General features: G+C 70.6%; 16 protein-coding genes and 2 pseudogenes. 9 read left to right on the top strand and 9 right to left on the bottom strand.

The window, feature by feature from the left end; genetic code table 11:
• Positions 1-28 precede the first annotated feature (28 nt).
• Both RM590_RS21755 and RM590_RS21750 read left to right on the top strand, forming a co-directional pair.
• Positions 29-1,120, top strand: coding sequence for an RNA polymerase sigma factor (locus RM590_RS21755; protein ID WP_394813936.1), 1,092 nt, complete (start codon positions 29-31; stop codon positions 1,118-1,120).
• 4 nt (positions 1,121-1,124) lie between these two features.
• Positions 1,125-1,295, top strand: coding sequence for a hypothetical protein (locus RM590_RS21750; RefSeq protein ID WP_311706337.1), 171 nt, complete (start codon positions 1,125-1,127; stop codon positions 1,293-1,295).
• Between the two features lie 86 nt (positions 1,296-1,381).
• On the opposite strand, the pseudogene RM590_RS21745 reads toward RM590_RS21750, so the two are convergent.
• Positions 1,382-2,240, bottom strand: a pseudogene (locus tag RM590_RS21745) (hypothetical protein).
• A gap of 203 nt (positions 2,241-2,443) precedes the next feature.
• On the opposite strand from RM590_RS21745, the gene RM590_RS21740 reads away from it, so the two are divergent.
• The 3 genes from RM590_RS21740 (at position 2,444) to RM590_RS21730 (ending at position 5,104) form a co-directional block, all read left to right on the top strand.
• Complete coding sequence (locus RM590_RS21740; protein WP_311706336.1) at positions 2,444-3,289, top strand: helix-turn-helix domain-containing protein; 846 nt, start codon at positions 2,444-2,446, stop codon at positions 3,287-3,289.
• Complete coding sequence (locus RM590_RS21735) at positions 3,271-3,462, top strand: DUF397 domain-containing protein (protein ID WP_311706335.1); 192 nt, start codon at positions 3,271-3,273, stop codon at positions 3,460-3,462. The genes RM590_RS21740 and RM590_RS21735 overlap by 19 nt, the downstream gene beginning before the upstream one ends.
• 133 nt (positions 3,463-3,595) lie before the next feature.
• Entirely contained in the window at positions 3,596-5,104 is a 1,509-nt protein-coding gene (locus RM590_RS21730; RefSeq protein WP_311706334.1) for an alpha/beta hydrolase, read from the top strand.
• Positions 5,105-5,133: 29 nt separating this feature from the next.
• On the opposite strand, the gene RM590_RS21725 is transcribed toward RM590_RS21730, so the two are convergent.
• The 4 genes from RM590_RS21725 to RM590_RS21710 form a co-directional block, all read right to left on the bottom strand.
• Positions 5,134-5,763 carry a class I SAM-dependent methyltransferase gene (locus RM590_RS21725; protein ID WP_311706333.1) on the bottom strand — a complete coding sequence of 210 codons (630 nt, stop codon included), beginning with the start codon at positions 5,761-5,763 and terminating at the stop codon, positions 5,134-5,136.
• Between the two features lie 54 nt (positions 5,764-5,817).
• Entirely contained in the window at positions 5,818-6,798 is a 981-nt protein-coding gene (locus tag RM590_RS21720) for a CapA family protein (RefSeq protein WP_311706332.1), read from the bottom strand.
• 78 nt (positions 6,799-6,876) lie between these two features.
• Positions 6,877-7,908 (bottom strand): LacI family DNA-binding transcriptional regulator, encoded by a 1,032-nt coding sequence (locus RM590_RS21715; protein WP_311706331.1) that lies wholly within the window; start codon positions 7,906-7,908, stop codon positions 6,877-6,879.
• A gap of 128 nt (positions 7,909-8,036) precedes the next feature.
• Positions 8,037-8,672, bottom strand: coding sequence for a maleylpyruvate isomerase N-terminal domain-containing protein (locus RM590_RS21710; protein WP_311706330.1), 636 nt, complete (start codon positions 8,670-8,672; stop codon positions 8,037-8,039).
• 115 nt (positions 8,673-8,787) lie between these two features.
• Between RM590_RS21710 and RM590_RS21705 the strand changes: the two genes are divergently transcribed.
• Positions 8,788-9,330 carry an MOSC domain-containing protein gene (locus RM590_RS21705; RefSeq protein ID WP_311706329.1) on the top strand — a complete coding sequence of 181 codons (543 nt, stop codon included), beginning with the start codon at positions 8,788-8,790 and terminating at the stop codon, positions 9,328-9,330.
• A gap of 136 nt (positions 9,331-9,466) precedes the next feature.
• Here the strand turns inward: RM590_RS21705 and RM590_RS21700 are convergent, their stop codons facing one another.
• A complete protein-coding gene (locus RM590_RS21700; RefSeq protein WP_311706328.1) occupies positions 9,467-10,492 on the bottom strand; it encodes an NAD(P)H-dependent oxidoreductase in 1,026 nt (341 codons plus the stop codon).
• 153 nt (positions 10,493-10,645) lie between these two features.
• On the opposite strand from RM590_RS21700, the gene RM590_RS21695 reads away from it, so the two are divergent.
• Positions 10,646-11,188, top strand: coding sequence for a GNAT family N-acetyltransferase (locus RM590_RS21695; protein ID WP_311706327.1), 543 nt, complete (start codon positions 10,646-10,648; stop codon positions 11,186-11,188).
• A gap of 27 nt (positions 11,189-11,215) precedes the next feature.
• On the opposite strand, the gene RM590_RS21690 is transcribed toward RM590_RS21695, so the two are convergent.
• The gene (locus tag RM590_RS21690; RefSeq protein ID WP_311706326.1) at positions 11,216-11,581 is read right to left on the bottom strand and encodes a hypothetical protein; all 366 of its coding nucleotides are present in this window, start codon (positions 11,579-11,581) and stop codon (positions 11,216-11,218) included.
• A gap of 411 nt (positions 11,582-11,992) precedes the next feature.
• Entirely contained in the window at positions 11,993-12,835 is an 843-nt protein-coding gene (locus RM590_RS21685; RefSeq protein ID WP_311706325.1) for a formate/nitrite transporter family protein, read from the bottom strand.
• A gap of 271 nt (positions 12,836-13,106) precedes the next feature.
• Between RM590_RS21685 and cynS the strand changes: the two genes are divergently transcribed.
• A complete protein-coding gene (cynS, locus tag RM590_RS21680) occupies positions 13,107-13,556 on the top strand; it encodes a cyanase (RefSeq protein WP_311706324.1) in 450 nt (149 codons plus the stop codon).
• 297 nt (positions 13,557-13,853) lie between these two features.
• On the opposite strand, the pseudogene RM590_RS21675 reads toward cynS, so the two are convergent.
• Positions 13,854-15,024, bottom strand: a pseudogene (locus tag RM590_RS21675) (RNA-guided endonuclease InsQ/TnpB family protein).
• A 543-nt stretch (positions 15,025-15,567) separates the two neighbouring features.
• On the opposite strand from RM590_RS21675, the gene RM590_RS21670 reads away from it, so the two are divergent.
• Positions 15,568-16,482, top strand: coding sequence for a lytic polysaccharide monooxygenase auxiliary activity family 9 protein (locus tag RM590_RS21670; RefSeq protein ID WP_394813928.1), 915 nt, complete (start codon positions 15,568-15,570; stop codon positions 16,480-16,482).
• Positions 16,483-16,484: the final 2 nt, after the last annotated feature.

The raw sequence follows: 16,484 nt of genomic DNA, 5'->3' as shown, positions 1-16,484 counted from the left end.
CGCCGCTGTGCAAAAAGTCCCCGCACGCATCTCGTGGCCGGAGCTCGCCGTACCCCACACTGGGGGCGGTGCCGCTCCTCCTCCCCGTCTCCGTCTCCCCACCTGCCGCGATTCTCAGGAGGCCGTTCCCGTGCAAACCCCGACCCTCCCCGCCACCAGTACGGCCCCGGCACCGCAGTCGGGGGTCACCCTACGGCCCGAGGGCAACGGGGCATCCAGCGACCTCTTCCGGCAGTACCTGCGCGAGATCGGTCGTATACCACTGCTGACGGCATCCGACGAGGTGGAGCTGGCCCGCCGGATCGAGGCGGGGCTCTTCGCGGAGGAGCGGCTGCTCAACGCGGACGGGATCGATGAGCAACTGGCGCTGGATCTGGACCGGTTGGTGGTGCGCGGCCGACTGGCGAAACGTCACCTCATCGAGGCCAACCTGCGGTTGGTCGTCTCCGTCGCCAAGCGCTACATCGGCCGGGGCCTGACCATGCTGGACCTGGTCCAGGAGGGGAACCTGGGACTGATCCGCGCGGTGGAGAAGTTCGACTACACGCGTGGCTTCAAGTTCTCGACGTACGCGACGTGGTGGATCAGACAGGCGATGTCGCGGGCGATCGCCGACCAGGCCCGGACCATCCGGGTGCCGGTGCACGTCGTCGAGCTGATCAACCGGGTCATCCGCGTGCAGCGCCGGGTCCTCCAGGAGCGCGGCTACGAGCCGACGTCCGAGGAGGTCGCGGTCCTGCTGGGCCTGACGCCGGCCCGGGTCAGCGAGATCCTGCGGCTGGCCCAGGACCCGGTCTCCCTGCAGGCCCCGATCGGCGACGAGGACGACGTCAACCTGGGCGATCTCATCGAGGACGCCGACATCCCCTCCCCGGCGGAGTCGGCCGCGTTCCTGCTGCTGCGCGAGCAGTTGGAGGCGGTGCTGTCCACGCTCGGCGACCGCGAGCGCCGGGTGGTGGAGCTGCGCTACGGCCTGGTCGACGGCCGCCCCCGCACCCTGGAGGAGATCGGCCGCCTGTTCGGCGTCACCCGTGAGCGGATCCGGCAGATCGAGCACAAGACGCTGGGCAAGCTGCGGGACCACGCTTACGCGGAACAGTTGCGCGGCTATCTGGACTGAGCGCATGAGCTCCTTCGGGGGCAGCGCAAGTGCGCCGGTGTGGGACAGGATCGACCCCCGAGTCTTCCTCCGCGACAGCGCCGGACTCTCCCGCGTACAGGCGGCCTTCCTGGCCGCCCACCACCTCCCCGAGGTCGATGTCCTTGCCGTGGGCACCGATGAACCCGCCCATTAGGCAGAACTGATCGGCGCTTTGGCGGGCGAGATCGACGAGCAGGCGATCCACCGGTACCGGAGCCTCCTCCGGGACCGGTCGCGCGGTCAGGCCGTCTGAAGCTCCGCGACGACCTGCTCCGCCATGCGGCGTGCGGGCTCAAGTCGAGGGTCCTCGGGATGGGCATCGGGCCCAAGGATCTTCGCGCACACGAACAGGGTCATCAGCTTGCCATCCCGGCTCTCAGAAGTCACGGCGCCGCTCGTGCCGTACGCGATCGGCCAGAGCCGGGACGGCGAGGGAGCTTCCCCACAGCGAGACGGAATCCAGACCCCGCTGCGCGTTTCCCCAGTCCTCCCAGTCGAATAGGCAGAACGTCGGCGCGGTCATGTTGGCCCAGTTCAGATCCGCGTGGGCCGGCACCCACCGCTCAACGGCCGTGTCGAAATCACTGGCGAACGCGCCACGGATGGACTCGGTGACGAGATTCTGCGTGATGGTGACGGCGTCCGGCGTGGCGGCGCGCCTCGTGTCCTGAGCCGCGAGCGTGTCCATTGAGGAGTTGAACGCCTGCCACCACTCATCCGGCAGCTTCGGGTCCTGGCTCAGGACGGCGGTGCCGATGGGAGTCCCTGGCAGGACCTCGGTCTCATCGGCCCTCCACATCACCGGCTCGTCCGCGTCCCGCCAGACCACACATCCCTGCCATGCGGGCTGGGCGATGCCCTCCAGACGTGCGGCGCACTCGGTGCCGTTCCAGCCTTGGACGCCGATCTTGTCGAGCCCTCGTCTCTCGATGCGTACCCATGTGTCCCGGCCCGTCCGCGCCCCAACCGAGCGGCGCTTGCGTACCACGGTGTCCCGGTCGAGGCGCACCTGAAGAGATCGCTCAACACGTTCAAGAACCTCATCAACGGGTTCAACCCGCAGGTCGACGACACGAGTCGCGGATGCCGAGAGCGCCATACGCGCGACCGTAGCACCGGGGCAGCCTGTGCAGGTCCGGCCCGGATCCAGGGGTCTTCCTCCGTTGTCGTCCGTCTCCCTCCGCCGTCCGGTAAGGTCACGTGGTGGCTGATGGTGACCGTCCCGCTACAAGAATGCGCCCTCGGTGAGTGCACCGGCCAGCAGGCCGCTGTCCCATGTGGGGGTTCGGGACGAGGAGACATATGACGTTCGAACCAAGTGAGTTGACCCCCGATCGGTCGGTGCGGCACTTCTACGGTGCCGATCTCCGCCGCCATCGCGCGAACGGGGACTGGTCGCTGGTGAAGCTGGCCGGTGAGGTGCCGTGCAGCAAGAGCCAGTTGGCCAGGATCGAAACGGCCGAGTCCACGGTCCCGCCGGGCCTGTCGGAGGAGTTCGACCGGGTCTTCGGCACGGACGGGCACTTCACGCGCCTCTACGCCCTGATGAAGCACGAGGTGCAACACCCGGACCAGTACCGGGAGTTCATGAAGCTGGAGGCCGAGGCCGAGTTCATCTCGTTCTACGCCGCGCACATCGTGCCGGGGCTGTTGCAGACCGAGGCGTATGCCAGGGAAGTGCTGAGCTGCGACCCTGAGACGCCGGACGACGAGGTGGAGACGCTGGTGCGGGCCCGGCTGAGCCGACAGGAGCGGCTGACGTCGGAGCGCCCGCCGTTCCACTGGACGGTGCTGGACGAGGCCGCCCTCCGGCGGCCGATCGGCGGTCCCGCGGCCATGCGCGAGCAGTTGGCCGCGCTGCTGCCCCTGGTTGACACCCGCACCACCAAGATTCAGGTGCTGCCGTTCGGGCATGGCGCGCATGCCCTGCTGGGCGGTTCGCTGACCCTGCTGAAGCTGCCCAACAGCCGTGATGTGGCATACGAGGAGGGCAACGAGACCAGCCGTCTCTACGAGGATTCGCAGCAGGTCGGCAAGTGGCAGCGACTGTACGATGACGTGCGGGCGTTCGCCCTGTCGCCCCGTGAATCGGCGGCGCTGATCGGCCAAATGATGGAGGAGCACGGATCATGCGATCCCTCGACCTGAGTGCCGCCGGGTGGCGGAAGTCCAGCTACAGCAACCCCAACGGCGGCGAGTGCGTCGAGGTCGCCGATGGCTTCCCCGGTGTGGTTCCGGTGCGGGACAGCAAGGCGCCGGGCCCGGTGCTGGTCGTTCCGGCCGGCGCCTGGCGGGAGTTCGTGGGCTACATCGCGCGTTGACACGCTCACCCCGGCCGCGGTGGGGTTAACCCCCGCCGTGGCCGACCGGGAAGCCCGATGGTGCGGCGCATGGTGCGTTCATAGGTTCACAGGTGATTGCCCCTGAACCGATGAGCCGTCAAAGGAGCACACCATGCGCCTCCGCCCCCTGATCGCGGCCTGCCTCGGCGTCGCGGGCCTCGCCGCGGCCGGCGCGGCCCCGGCCGCCCCGCCGTCCACCGGCCCTTCCGGCATCGGCTGGGAGGACTGCGGCGAGGGCCACGAGGAACTGGCGGCCGCCGGAGCCCAATGCGCCCTCATCACGGTGCCGTTGGACTACACGAACCCGGCAGGGGACACCGTTGGGATCGCCATCTCACGGATCCCCGCGGCGGATCAGGAGAACCGGCGCGGGATCCTGCTGGCCAACCCGGGCGGCCCGGGCGGACCTGGTCTGGACTACCCGCTCGCCCTGCGGCCCGCACTTGGCGACGTCGCCGACCGCTATGACCTCATCGGCTTCGATCCCCGCTTCATCGGTGAGAGCTCCCCCGTCACCTGCGCCCCGGCCGGTCCCCGGGCACCGATGACGGGCTCGCCGCGCGAGATCTTCGACGCGACGGTGCGCGGCGCCGCCGATCTCGCCGAGCGCTGCACCACGCCGGAGGGCAACGCCGAGCTGCTGGCACACGCCTCGACCCGGAACGTCGCCCGCGACATGGACTCGATCCGGGCCGCGCTCGGCGAGCCGGCCCTGTCCTACTACGGCGTCTCCTACGGCGCCGACCTGGGTGCCGTCTACACCCAGATGTTTCCGGAGCGGGCCGACCGCATCGTTCTCGACAGCTCGACCGACCCTTCGCGCACCCAGTACCAGCTCTTCCAGGACGCGGGCCCGGCCGCCGAGGCGGGCCTGGACGAGTGGGCCCGCTGGACGGCGGCGCGCCACGCGGAGTACCGGCTCGGCCGCAGGGCCCACGAGGTGCGGGCGACCGTCGAGCGGCTGGTCGCCCGCGCGGAGCGGCGTCCGGTGGCCATCGGCGGCTACCAGGTGGATGCCACCCAGCTACGGCTGGTCCTACGGCAGTTGGTGCAGCACCAGGAGGACAACGCGGCGCTGGCCCGCGCCGTCCGAAACCTGGTGGACGCGGCGGCCGGACACCAGGTCGAGCCGGATCCGTTGCTCGACATGTGGCTGCGGGTGCTCAACTCGCCCGACCTCGACCCGGTCTTCGCCGCCCCGGCCTACACGTTCTGCGCGGACGGTGGCTGGCCCGCCGGCGGCTGGCCCGATGCCCCGGAGGACTACTGGCACGCCATCCGGGAAAGCCGCGCGGAACAGCCCGTCTTCGGTCCGCTGGCCAACGCCATCGGGCCCTGTCCGTTCTGGCCGGGCGAACCCCGTGAGCCGGGCACCGTGATCGCCAACGACACCCCGGTCCTGATGCTGCACGCGCTGCGGGACATCAACACCCCCTACCCGGGCGGCGTCGCGCTCCACGAGGCCCTGACCGGTTCCCGGCTGGTGACGGCGGACATCCGCAGCCATGGCGTCTACGGCCGTGGCGCGGAGGGCAAGACGCCCATCCCCTGTGTGGACGAGGCCGTCAACGACTACCTGGCGGGCGGCCGGCTGCCGGCCGAGGACACCTCCTGCCCCTGACGGCCTGACTCCAGCGACCGGCCAGGACTCTAGGGAAGGCGGGCCAGCAAGTGGGCGTCGAGGAAGCCCCGCTCGGAGGCCGGGTCGTGGAGCAGCCGGGCGAACGTGACGAGCCCGGCCCCGGCCAGCAGCTCGGCGAACCGGTCCACCGGCCAGCTATAGGCGGGCGTCACCTTGTGGTCGAAGCGGACCGGCTCCGGTCCGTCGGTCGCGAAGAACGAGACCAGGAGCAGGCCCTCCGGTGCCAGGACACGTACCTGCTCGGCGAGCAGCGCGGGCAATTCCCCAGGCGGGGTGTGGATCATCGAGTAATGGGCCAGCACGCCGCCGAGCGCGCCGTCCTCGACCGGCAGGGCCTCCATCCGCGCCTCGTCGAACCGCAGCGACGGATGGGCCCGCCGGGCGTGGTCGACCATGCCCGGGGAGAGGTCGAGCCCGAAGGCGTCCAGCCCGAGGTCGTGCAGCATGGCCGTCAGATGTCCGGGCCCGCAGCCGACGTCGGCTGCCCGCAGGTTCCCCGTCCCGCGCACCAACTCGGCGAAGGTGCCGATCATGTTCCGCGAGAACGGGTGCGTCTCCAATCGATCAGCGAACATCGACGCGTACAGCTCGACGACCCCGTCGTAGGCCGCCCTGGTCTCCTGCTGGTGATCCATCACGGGAAGGGAAGCTAACACCCGCGCACGTTCCCGGTTTCTCCGGGCTCGGTGCCGTCAACGCGTCCAGTCGGTGGCGACCCGGCCGTCGCGCTGTTCCACGTCGGTGCCCAGCCGCGCGCAGACGTCGATGAGGCGGCGGGCCGTCCAGTCCCAGTCGGGGGTGTCCGGGTCGGTGAGCCGCGTCCGGCAGTAGTCGAGGCTGAGGGGAACGGCCTCCGTCCGCCGCGGGCCGTTCTCGTCGAGGGCGACCAGCCACAGCAGGCTGCGGTCGTTGCGCAGGGCCGGGTGGATCGCGTAGTCGTCGATGAAGTCGCCCAGGTCGTACAGCACATGCCGGGTGTAGCCGTGGAAGACGTGCGCGGAGTGGCCCGCGATCAGGGTGGCGCCGGCGTCGAGCAGCGCGGGCGCGGCCCGGCGGACGTGGTCCACGGGTTCGCCGACTATGTTGGGGCCCCAGTGCACGGTGACCAGCACGATGTCGGTGTGTTCGCGCAGGTCGCGGATCTGCTCGGTGAGCCAGTCGGGGACCCCCTGCCCGAGGTCGGCGAAGGCCACGCCCGGCTTCCCGGGGCCCGCGGCGTACTCCGGCGGGTGGTCGGTGACGCCGAGCAGCCCGATCCGCAGGCCCCCCGCCGAAAGGAGGACGGGGGCGCGGGCCTGGTCCAGGTCGGCCCCCGCGCCGACCGTCTCGATGCCCGCGTCGGCGAGGTGCGACAGGGTGTCCAGCAGCGCCTCGGGGCCGTAGTCCAGGGCGTGGTTGTTGGCCAGCGTGACCGCGCGGACGCCCAGGTCCGCCAGCGCCTCGGCGGCGACCGGGGGCGCGCGGAAGTGGAACGGCTTGCCGGGGATGGGGATGGGCTCCCCCCGCGCCGAGACGCAGCACTCCAGGTTGAGCACGAACGCGTCGGCGTCCGCGACCGCCGCGCGGACCCCGCTGTCGAACAGCGGCTTCGGCCCGGTGCGCGGCAGCTCCTCGGCGACACCGCGGCCGAGCATGGTGTCGCCGGCCAGGGCCAGCGTGCAGCGGGGCGTCATGCCCGCCATCGTCGGCCGGGTGCCGCACCCCCGCAACCGGACGGCCGCCGGGCCCGCCGCTGACCGCACCCCGCGTGATCAACCCCGGCGCGGGGGCGCGGTGCTGTCGCGGACGACCAGTTCGGTGGCGAGTTCCACCCGGGTCTGACGCAGCGGTTCGCCCCCCGCCAGGGTGACCACCATGGCGGCGGCGGTGGCGGCCATCTCGGTGAGCGGCTGGCGGACCGTGGTCAGCGGCGGGATGGTCCACCGCGCCGGCGGCAGATCGTCGAACCCCACCACGCTCAGGTCGTCGGGGATGCGCAACCCGGCCTCGGCGGCGGCCCGGTACACGCCCAGCGCCTGCGCGTCGTTGCAGACGAACACGGCGGTGGGCGGGTCGGGCAGGGCCAGCAGTTCCCGCGTGCGGGTGAGGCCGCCCATGGTCTGGAAGTCCCCGACGCGCACGAGCGCCGGATCCATGGGAACGCCTGCGGCGTCCATCGCCGCGCGGTGGCCGTCCAGCCGGGCGCGGCTGGCCAGAGAGCTCTCCGGCCCGGTGATCACGGCGATGCGCCGGTGACCCAGCTCCAGCAGATGCCGGGTGGCCGCCAGCCCGCCGCCCCAGTTGCCCGCGCCGACCGACGGGGACGCGTGGGCCGGCTCCCCGCCGGGGTCGACGAGCACGAACGGGATGCCGCGGCTGCGGAGTTGGCCGCTCTGCGCGTCGGTGAGCCCCGCGAACACCGAGATGACGCCGGTCGGCCGACGCGCCAGCACCTCCTCCACCCAGCCCCGGCCGGGCGTGTCCTGGCCCTGGAGCTCGGACAGCACCACGGCCAGCCGGTGTTCGCGCGCCACCCGCTGGACGCCCTTGATGATCTCTATGGCGTACGTGTCCCGCATCTGCCGGAAAACGAGCTCCAGCAGGGCGGCCGGCGCGGCGGCCCGCCGCTTCTGCCGCAGATGGCCGTGCCGGTGGATGACGCCCTCGATGAGGGCGCGGGTCTCCGGCGCGACGTCCGCCCGGCCGTTGAGCACCTTGGAGACCGTCGTGACCGAGACCCCGGCGCGCTCGGCGATCTGCGCGGAGGTCAGCGGCCCGTCTGGGGTGTCGTCGGCGGGGCACATGCCGCGAGTGTAGTGGACCGATTCCGACCTTTTCGAAGGCCAAGACCCCTGCGGGGCCTGGTGCTTGATGGTCCCGGGCGCCGTTCGTGCCGGATCCGCCCGCCGAAAGTTTCGGGGCCCGAACGGTTTCAGAGCGCGTTGACGGCGGAGGGCGCGCGTTCCGCCCGGGCCAGGGTACGCAGCAGCGCGGCCTGCCCATGCCGGCGGGCGGCGAGTCGGCTCAGCAGCGTCAGCACGGGATCGAACGCGGCGGCCGGGATTTCCGGCGTCGCGATGCCCACGCTGACGGCCAAGTCGTCCAGATGCACGGCGAGTTCCATCATCCGGGTCACGAGGAAGTCGTCCAGGCTCAGCGCCCACCCCGTCTGGGGCATGAACACCACCCAGTCGTCCGGGACCGCCGGAAGGTCAACGCGCTGCCGGGCGAGCGCCGTTCGGGCCCGTTCCAGCAGGGCCGGCGCACCGTCCGAGGCGATGTTCTCGCCCTTCGCCCGAATGCCGGCGTTCACCTCGCCGTCGAGCGGCGCGCCGATCCAGGCGGCGCGGGCGTAGTGCTCAAGAAGCGGGATCGGCATGGCCGTTGAGGCGGGATCCTGAAGTGCGGGGTCCACGCTGACAATCTGGTAGGCGAGGTGCCCGGCCAGCCCGGCGACCGTGAACTCCGCGAGCGCACTGGGCCGTTCCCAGGAAGCGGCCACCTCCGGCGCCCCCAGCGAGGTCACCGCTTGAGCCGCGATGTCCAGATACGCGCCCGTGAGACTCATGGATCCCCCCAACGATCGACCGTTCTTCGAGTATGCGACCGGACCGGGGCGTTCCGCCCGTTTGCCCGCGCCGTAGGCTCACTGAGGAACACAGTACGGAAGAGAGGGCGTGGCCATGAGCGGAACGGTGACGGCCGTCAGCAGCAACGGCGAGTACTCGTTCACCAAGCCGAACCGGGACAGCATCACGCTGCTCGCCGGACTCGGCGTGGCGGGAGACGTCCACGCCGGGGCCACGGTCAAGCACCGTTCACGGGTCGCACAGGACCCCACCCAGCCGAACCTGCGCCAGGTCCACCTCATGCACCAAGAGCTCTTCGACGAGCTCGGCCGGGCCGGATTCCAGGTCCTGCCCGGTCAGCTCGGAGAAAACATCACGACGAGCGGCATCGACCTCCTCGGCCTGCCCACCGGCACCCTGCTGCACATCGGCGACACGGCGATCGTGGAGGTCACCGGCCTGCGCAACCCCTGCCACCAGATCGACAACTTCCAGCACGGTTTGCTGAAGCAGGTGGTGGGCCGCGACGAGTCCGGCAACGTCGTGCGGAAGGCCGGGATCATGAGCATCGTGATTCAAGGCGGCGAGATCCGCCCCGGCGACATGATCCGCGCAGAACTCCCGGCCGAGCCGCACCGGCCGCTGGACCGGGTCTGAATCCCAGCACGGTCAGATCCGTGACGGTCTCGCCGCCATCGGCGAGCATCACCGCCAGATCCGCGGCTGTCCGACCCCGGCTCATGCCCGGTCCCGCGCGGCCGCAGCGGCCTGAGACCGGCGGAGTACGCGGCGGTCAGGCCCTGCACAGCCGGGCGACCCGCAGCCCGTGCTCGGCGGCCTGCTCGTGCCCCACCCTCAGCGACTCCTCGGCCAGCCCTCGCAGCTCCGCCATCTCCGGATTCCAGAACGCGTGGGTCAGCTCCGCCTCGGCGACGTGCAGGTCGAGGCCGAAGACCTCGGCCAGGATCCTGCGCAGGTAGGGCGTGGCGTAGTCCCAGCCCTCCTTCGGGGTGCCGGGCCCGTAGCCGCCGCCCCGGCTCAACACCAGGACCGCCGGCTTGCCCTTGAGCGGCCAGTCACCGTGCACCCCCAGCCGGGGGTGATTCAGGATCAGGTCGAGCCAGGTCTTGACCTGCGCCGGGACATTCCAGTTGTACATCGGCACCGCGAACAGGAACGCGTCGGCGTCGAGCAGTTCCGCGCCGAGACGGTCGAGAAGCTCGCGCGCCTCGTCCGGGGCCGGTGCGGACGCGACCGCGTGACGTGTGTCCGGCGCATGCCGCAACGCGCGGTCGAGCGCTTGTTCCGCCAGGTCGTATTGGCGAGTCTGGGTCAGCAGGCGGCCGGTCATGGTCAGGGCACGCATGCGCAGCGCAGCCCCCTCTGGGGCAAAGTCCGCCAGAGCGTGCGTGTCCCGGATCAGGGCGGGGAGCAAAGTGGCCAGCTCGGTGAAGTTTCCACCCCGATAGCCCTGGGTCACGGCATCCACCGCCGCTTGGACTCCGCGCACCGTCGGAGCCTCGGCCACGTCGGTGGCGGTATCGGCAAGGGCGGCGCGAACGCCGTCCCACTGAGCCGTTGGCGCGGCGGCCGGGATTCCCGGACCCTGGGAGGCATCTCCTGCGACGAGGGCACTCGTGGTCGTATCGAGAACCCGGGCTAAACGGTGCAGAGTCTCCAGGCGGGCGTCTTGCCGCTCGCCCTGCTCAATCTTGGTGATGAGGGAGTAGGAGACGCCCGATTCGCGGGCGAGATCACGTTGGCTCAGGCCCACGCGCTTCCTTGCTTTGCGCAGCCTGTCGCCGATTGTGTCCGGCATGGCGGTATGGCTCCGTTCCTGATCTGGACAATCGGAACGCTACCCCCGTCACAGCCCGTGGGAACAGCAAACGGCCTCACCCCTCCAGGCCACCGGCGGGGCCGTTGTGCTGTCCGGCCACACACGACGAATCGCTGACACTACAGTCCGGGCATGCATCCGGTCAGCCACACCACCGAGCGCCTGGCCCTTCGGGAGTTGACCGTGGACGACGTGGACGCCGTCCACGCGATCTACGGCAGCCCCCGGGCCACCCAGCACCTCTCGTTCGAGCCGCGCACCCGCGACCAGGTGGGGCACATCGTGGCCCGTTCCATGGTGTCCGCCATCGCGATCCCCCGGCAGGAGTACTGCCTGGCCGTCTGCCGACTCACCGGCGGGCAGTTGATCGGCTACGCGCGCCTGGCCCTGGACGCCCAAGGCCAGCAGGCCGCGACCATCGGATTCGCCCTCCACCCCGAGGTCTGGGGCGACGGCTACGGAACCGAGCTCGTCCGCGAACTCCTGGCCCTGGGCTTCGACTCCCTCGGGCTGCACCGGATTTGGGCCGCGCGGTCCCCCGACAACGCCGCCTCCCGCGTCGTCCTGGACCGCGTCGGCATGGTCGAGGAGGGGCGCATCCGCGCCCACGTGCATGTACGCGGCGCCTGGCGGGACTCCGTCGTCCACTCCGTCCTCGCCACCGATCCCCGCTGAATCACCCGAGCCCGTTCCACCTTCCGGTCACGTCCCGTGCCCACTGGTTCGAGAGCTGGCCCGAGTGAGGCACAGCAACGCGGCGCCCGTCACCGCCCCGGCGGACAGCAGGCCGCGGGAGCCGCGCCAGGACAGGGCCGACCAGCGGGACTGGGCGGAGAACAGCGAGCCCGTGCTCAGCCAGGAACCGGCCGAGATCACCGACAGCGCCGAGCCGATCGAGCCGGCCGACAGGACGCTGCCGACCGAGCCGACGGACAGGACGGACCCGACGGACCCGATGGAGAGCACGGACCCCGTGGAGCCGATGGACAGCACCGAGTCCTGCGACCACAGGGACAGCGGGGAGGCCGAGGAGGCGCGGCGCCGGCACAGCTCGGGACGCTTTCTCATGAACGCCATCCTGCCCGCCCGGTCCGCCACCCGCATCCGCCGATCCCGCCCGCCGCCGGTGCGGGTCCCGCCGGTGCGGGGAAGGCTTTCCCACGGCTCATGGGACGTATCTGAGTGGACGGCCCCGGGCGGCCCGACCTGGTGGCCTCCGACGAGAGCCCGCTGCCGCTGCGTTCCGTCTGCCCTGGGCCGATGGGGCCACCCTGGACCTCGTCCCGGGCTACGCCAGCCCCGGGGCGGGTGTCTTCCTGGCCGGTTCGGACCTGGCCGGGGTGACCGCCGCCGTTCGCGGGCGGCGTGCCGACCGCGTGCCGGGGTAACGGCCCCGCCCCGCTCCGCCCCGCTCCGCCCCGCTCCGCCCCGCCCCGCCCCGCCCCGCTCCGCCCGGCCGGGGCGGAGCGGGGCGCCCGCTCACTTGGCCGGGGCGTCGGCCGGCTGCGGGTCCGGGCGGGTCCGGGTCTCGGCGGTGCGGGCGTGCGTTGCATACAGGGTGAGCCCCACAAAGGTCACGCCGCCCACCAAATTGCCTACGACCGTCGGGATCTCGTTCCACATCACGTAGTCCATGACCGAGAAGTCACCGCCGAGCATCAGGCCGGACGGGAACAGGAACATGTTGACGATCGAGTGCTCGAAGCCCATGTAGAAGAACACCAGGATCGGCATCCACATGGCGATCACCTTGCCCGACACGGACGTTGACATCATCGCGGCGACGACGCCGGTGGAGACCATCCAGTTGCACAGCACGCCGCGTATGAAGAGGGTCAGCATTCCCGCGGCGCCGTGGTCGGAGTAGCCCACCGTCCGGCCCTCGCCGATCGTGCCGATCCGCTGGCCGACCTCGTTCGGGTCCACGGAGAAGGCGTAGGTGAAGATCACGGCCATCATGACCGCGACGAGGATCGCGCCGGCGAAGTTTCCGACGAAGACCAGGCCCCAGTTGCGCAGAATCGATCGCGGTGTGACACCCGGCCGCTTGTCGATCAGTGCGAGCGGGGTCAGCGTGAAGACGCCGGTCAGCAGGTCGAACCCCAGCAGGTACAGCATGCAGAACCCGACCGGGAAGAGCAGGGCCCCGACGATGGGCTGGCCCGTCTCCACCGTGACGGTGACCGCGAACGCGGCGGCCAGGGCGAGGATGGCACCGGCCATGAACGCGCGGATCAGCGTGTCACGCGTGGACATGAAGACCTTCGCCTCGCCGGCGTCGATCATCTTCTTGGCGAACTCGGATGGGTTCAGATAGGACATGCGTCGCTCTTTCGCAGGGGGCAGCCGGGTTGAGCCTGAGCACCGGAGATTTCATCTCTGTGACGAGGAGGAAAGCATCAGATCACGTCGCGCTCATCGAGCTTTGGGCCGCTCTCCCCTCCCGGGTTTCGGCTGCGTTACGGTGTGCCCCCGCCGGGGCAATCGGCATGTCTCCGGCGTAAAGAGTTGATGTCCAGGGCGCCCCGCGGATGGTCTGACGCGGCACCGGGCGACAGCCTGAGTGCTGCTCGTCCATCTCAAGGAGTTCGACATGACCCCGATCATGAGCAAGTCAGACGCCGCCGCCCTGGTGGTCGCCTCCCGGATACGCCGGGGCCTGACCTGGGCCAAGATCGCCGAGGAGATCGGCGCCCCGATCGTGTGGACAACGGCCGCCCTGCTCGGCCAGCACCCGATGACCCAGACCCAGGCCCAGCAGGTCTGCCGGCTCCTCGAACTGGGCAAGGACGTCGCCGAGAGCCTCCAGCTCCAGCCCTACCGCGGCGCCGACCAGGCGCAACTGGCCGACCCGACGATCTACCGGTTCGTCGAGGCGCTGTCGGTGTACGGGCCGGCCCTCAAGGAGCTGATCCACGAGGAGTTCGGCGACGGGATCATGAGCGCGATCAACTTCCGGGTGGACATCTCCCGTCGCCCGGACCCCGACGGGGACCGCGTCGTGGTCACCTTCGACGGCAAGTTCCTCGACTACAGGTGTTGAAACCTCCCCTCCTTCAGGACTCCCCAACGGAGTCCTGGAGGAGGGGATTCCTAGCTCACGTTGCCTGCGGACCGGCGGTCCGGCAGGTCTTGCACGATCAGCGCTAGGGCCTGTATCGAGTTCCCGCCCGGGCCCGCGACGCCAGTCACGGCACCTCGCCGCTCCCCCAGACTCCGTCTGGGAGGTGCCCCCAGCCGAATCGCGCGAATACGGCCGGGTATGAGCTGCGATCCGGTGCCTTGCGATGCACCGCGTCTGACGCCGCGGGCTGATCCGACCGGGCACTCGATACAGGCCCTAGCCGGGACAGAGACCAGCCCGGACGAGCATGACGCGGGCGGAGTTCTTGTCCCTGGGGCGGGAGACTCCGCACGCGGTGCACGTATAGGTTCGTTCTGAGAGCGGCAGTGCGTGCTTGGTTCTCGCTCCGCAGTCCGCGCACTCCATGGTGGTGTGAGCCGGGTGCACCAAGTGCACGGTCCGGCCGTGCTTGCGGCCCATCTCGACCAGCGTCCGCTTGGTCGCGCCGATCGCCGCGTCGGCCGCCTTGCGGGCCATGGTCGACTTCGCGAGGAACTTCGGGCGGAAGTCCTCCACAGCCAGGGCGTCATGGTCGCGGACCACGCGCTTGGCCCACTTGCGGCCGGTGTCCTGCCGCTGCCGTGCCGTCTTCTTGTGGACCTTCGCCGTCTGCCGCTTCGCTTCGCGGTAGCCGGCGGATGCCGCCTGGCCACGCTTCGGCTTACGCCGGGCCATCATCCGCTGGTACTTCGCGAGGCGTCGCGCGGCCGTCCTGCCATGCTGGGGTGGGGAAGGTCGTGCGTGTCGGAGGTGGTGGTGGCGGTCTCCCTGACACCCAGTCGATACCGATCACAGCGCCGGTGGCGGGCAGTTCCTCGACCGCGACGGCCGTCACGGAACTGGCGTACCAGTGTCCGGGGCTGTCGCGGTACACGCGCACGCTGGAAGGATGCCTGGGCAGATCACGGGACCACACCACCGTAAGGACGATCCCGCCCGCCAGGTGCAGGCGCCCGTCCTTGAGGCGGAAGCCGCGCTGGGTGTAGTTCAGGCTCAAGGACGCGTCACGCTTCTTCTTCCACCGGGGCATCCCGGCACGCTGCCGCATCGGCAACCGGGCCCTGATGTCCTTCAACGCCTTCGCGCGCGACTTACCGAAGTCCCGGATGACCTGCTGCTGGACAACCGAGGAGCCCGCACGCAGCCACGGCGTGCGTGCGCGGGCCTCCGTCAGCATCCTGTCGAGCTGCGCCGGCCCGCACGTCTCCTTCTCGCCCGTGGCCCTACTACGGACGTGGACGGCCATGGACTCGGCCACGCACTCGTTCCAGACCCATCTGCACCGGTCCCACTCCGCTTCGAGCGCGCGCCGCGCCGCGGACGACAGGCGCACACGATAGGTGTACCGGGCATGCCCGGCACCCTCCGTGACCGCTTCTGTCGCCATAGCCCTGAACCTATCCGGAAGGACTGACAGTTGAGATCTCTTGACCACTGCAGGCTGCCGCACGCCCATGGACGGTGAACGCCGGATCACCCCGAAGGCGATCCGGCCACCCCTGCCCCGCTCCGCAGGAGTCCGATTCCTCCCCCGGCCCGAAGGCCGGGCCTTCCTCGGAGAAGCCAGTGAAGCCGGGGCCCGCGCGCCGAGGCGCGCGGGCGTTGGCATCCAGCAAACGGCGACGGCGGGCCGGCCGGGGACGACCCGCGGTGGACGCGGCCGTCGGGCGGCGGCCATGCCACACCCGGCCGCCCCGCACAAGGGATCGGACCACTTGACACGGGTAGATGGCCGAACCTCGTCGCCTCCGGAAGCTTTACGGCTGGAACAAGTGCTTTCGCAATGATCTGGTCGGCGCTACCTTGCCCACGGGAGCGCTCCCATGCGCGGCTGTACTACCGGCGACGGGCCGTCGGTGCACCGACCGGAGTCTGTGGCCGGTGCTGTTCGGCTGCCCGCGCGGAAGACGACTCTTCCAGAGGAGATCCCGTGTCCAATCAACCCCCCGCCCGGAGAAAGTCTCCGGTCAGGAAGTTCCGCCTCCTGGGCGTCCTGGGAGCCGGGCTGTTCGCTCTGCTGTTGGCGTCCATCCCGACCCCGGCGGCGGCTCACGGAGCCACGATGATGCCGGGCTCGCGCAGCTACCTGTGCTACCTGAACCTGCTGGAGAACAGCAGCACCCAGATGCCCGACAGCCCGGCGTGCCGCGCCGCGGTGCAGCAGAGCGGTACCACCCCGCTGTACAACTGGTTCGCCGTGCTCGACTCCAACGGCGGCGGCCGGACGACCGGTTACATCCCGGACGGCACGCTGTGCAGCGGCGGAAACCGGGGCCCGTACAACTTCTCCGCGTACAACGCGGCCCGCAGCGACTGGCCGAAGACGCACCTCACCTCGGGCCAGACCATCGAGCTGCGGCACAGCAACTGGGCGCACCACCCCGGCCGGTTCGACGTCTACATCACCAAGAGCGGCTGGTCCCCGACCCAGCAGCTCGGCTGGGGCAACCTGGAGAAGATCAGCTCCGTGACCAACCCGCCGCAGCGGAGCGACCACTACTACTGGAACGTCCAGCTTCCGAGCCGGTCCGGCCAGCACCTGCTCTTCGTGCACTGGATCCGGTCCGACAGCCAGGAGAACTTCTACTCCTGCTCGGACATCGTCTTCGACGGCGGCAGCGGCCAGGTCACCTTCGGTGACGGGCAGACGATGAGCGCCGACGAGGTCGCCGAGGCGAGCGACGCGGCCGAGGCGACGAACGCGGCGGCGCAGGCGGAGTACTCGGAGCACGCGGCTCACGGCGAGCACGCCGACCACTCGGCGCACGCCCAGGCCCCGGTCGCGGCGCCGGCCGAGGCGGTGCTGAGGACGGTGCGCGACTCGTTCTTCGGCTGGCTCGGCTGACC

The organism is Streptomyces litchfieldiae (assembly GCF_031845365.1).
Classification (GTDB): Bacteria; Actinomycetota; Actinomycetes; order Streptomycetales; family Streptomycetaceae; genus Streptomyces; species Streptomyces litchfieldiae.
This window is presented reverse-complemented; position numbering and strand designations above follow the sequence as displayed.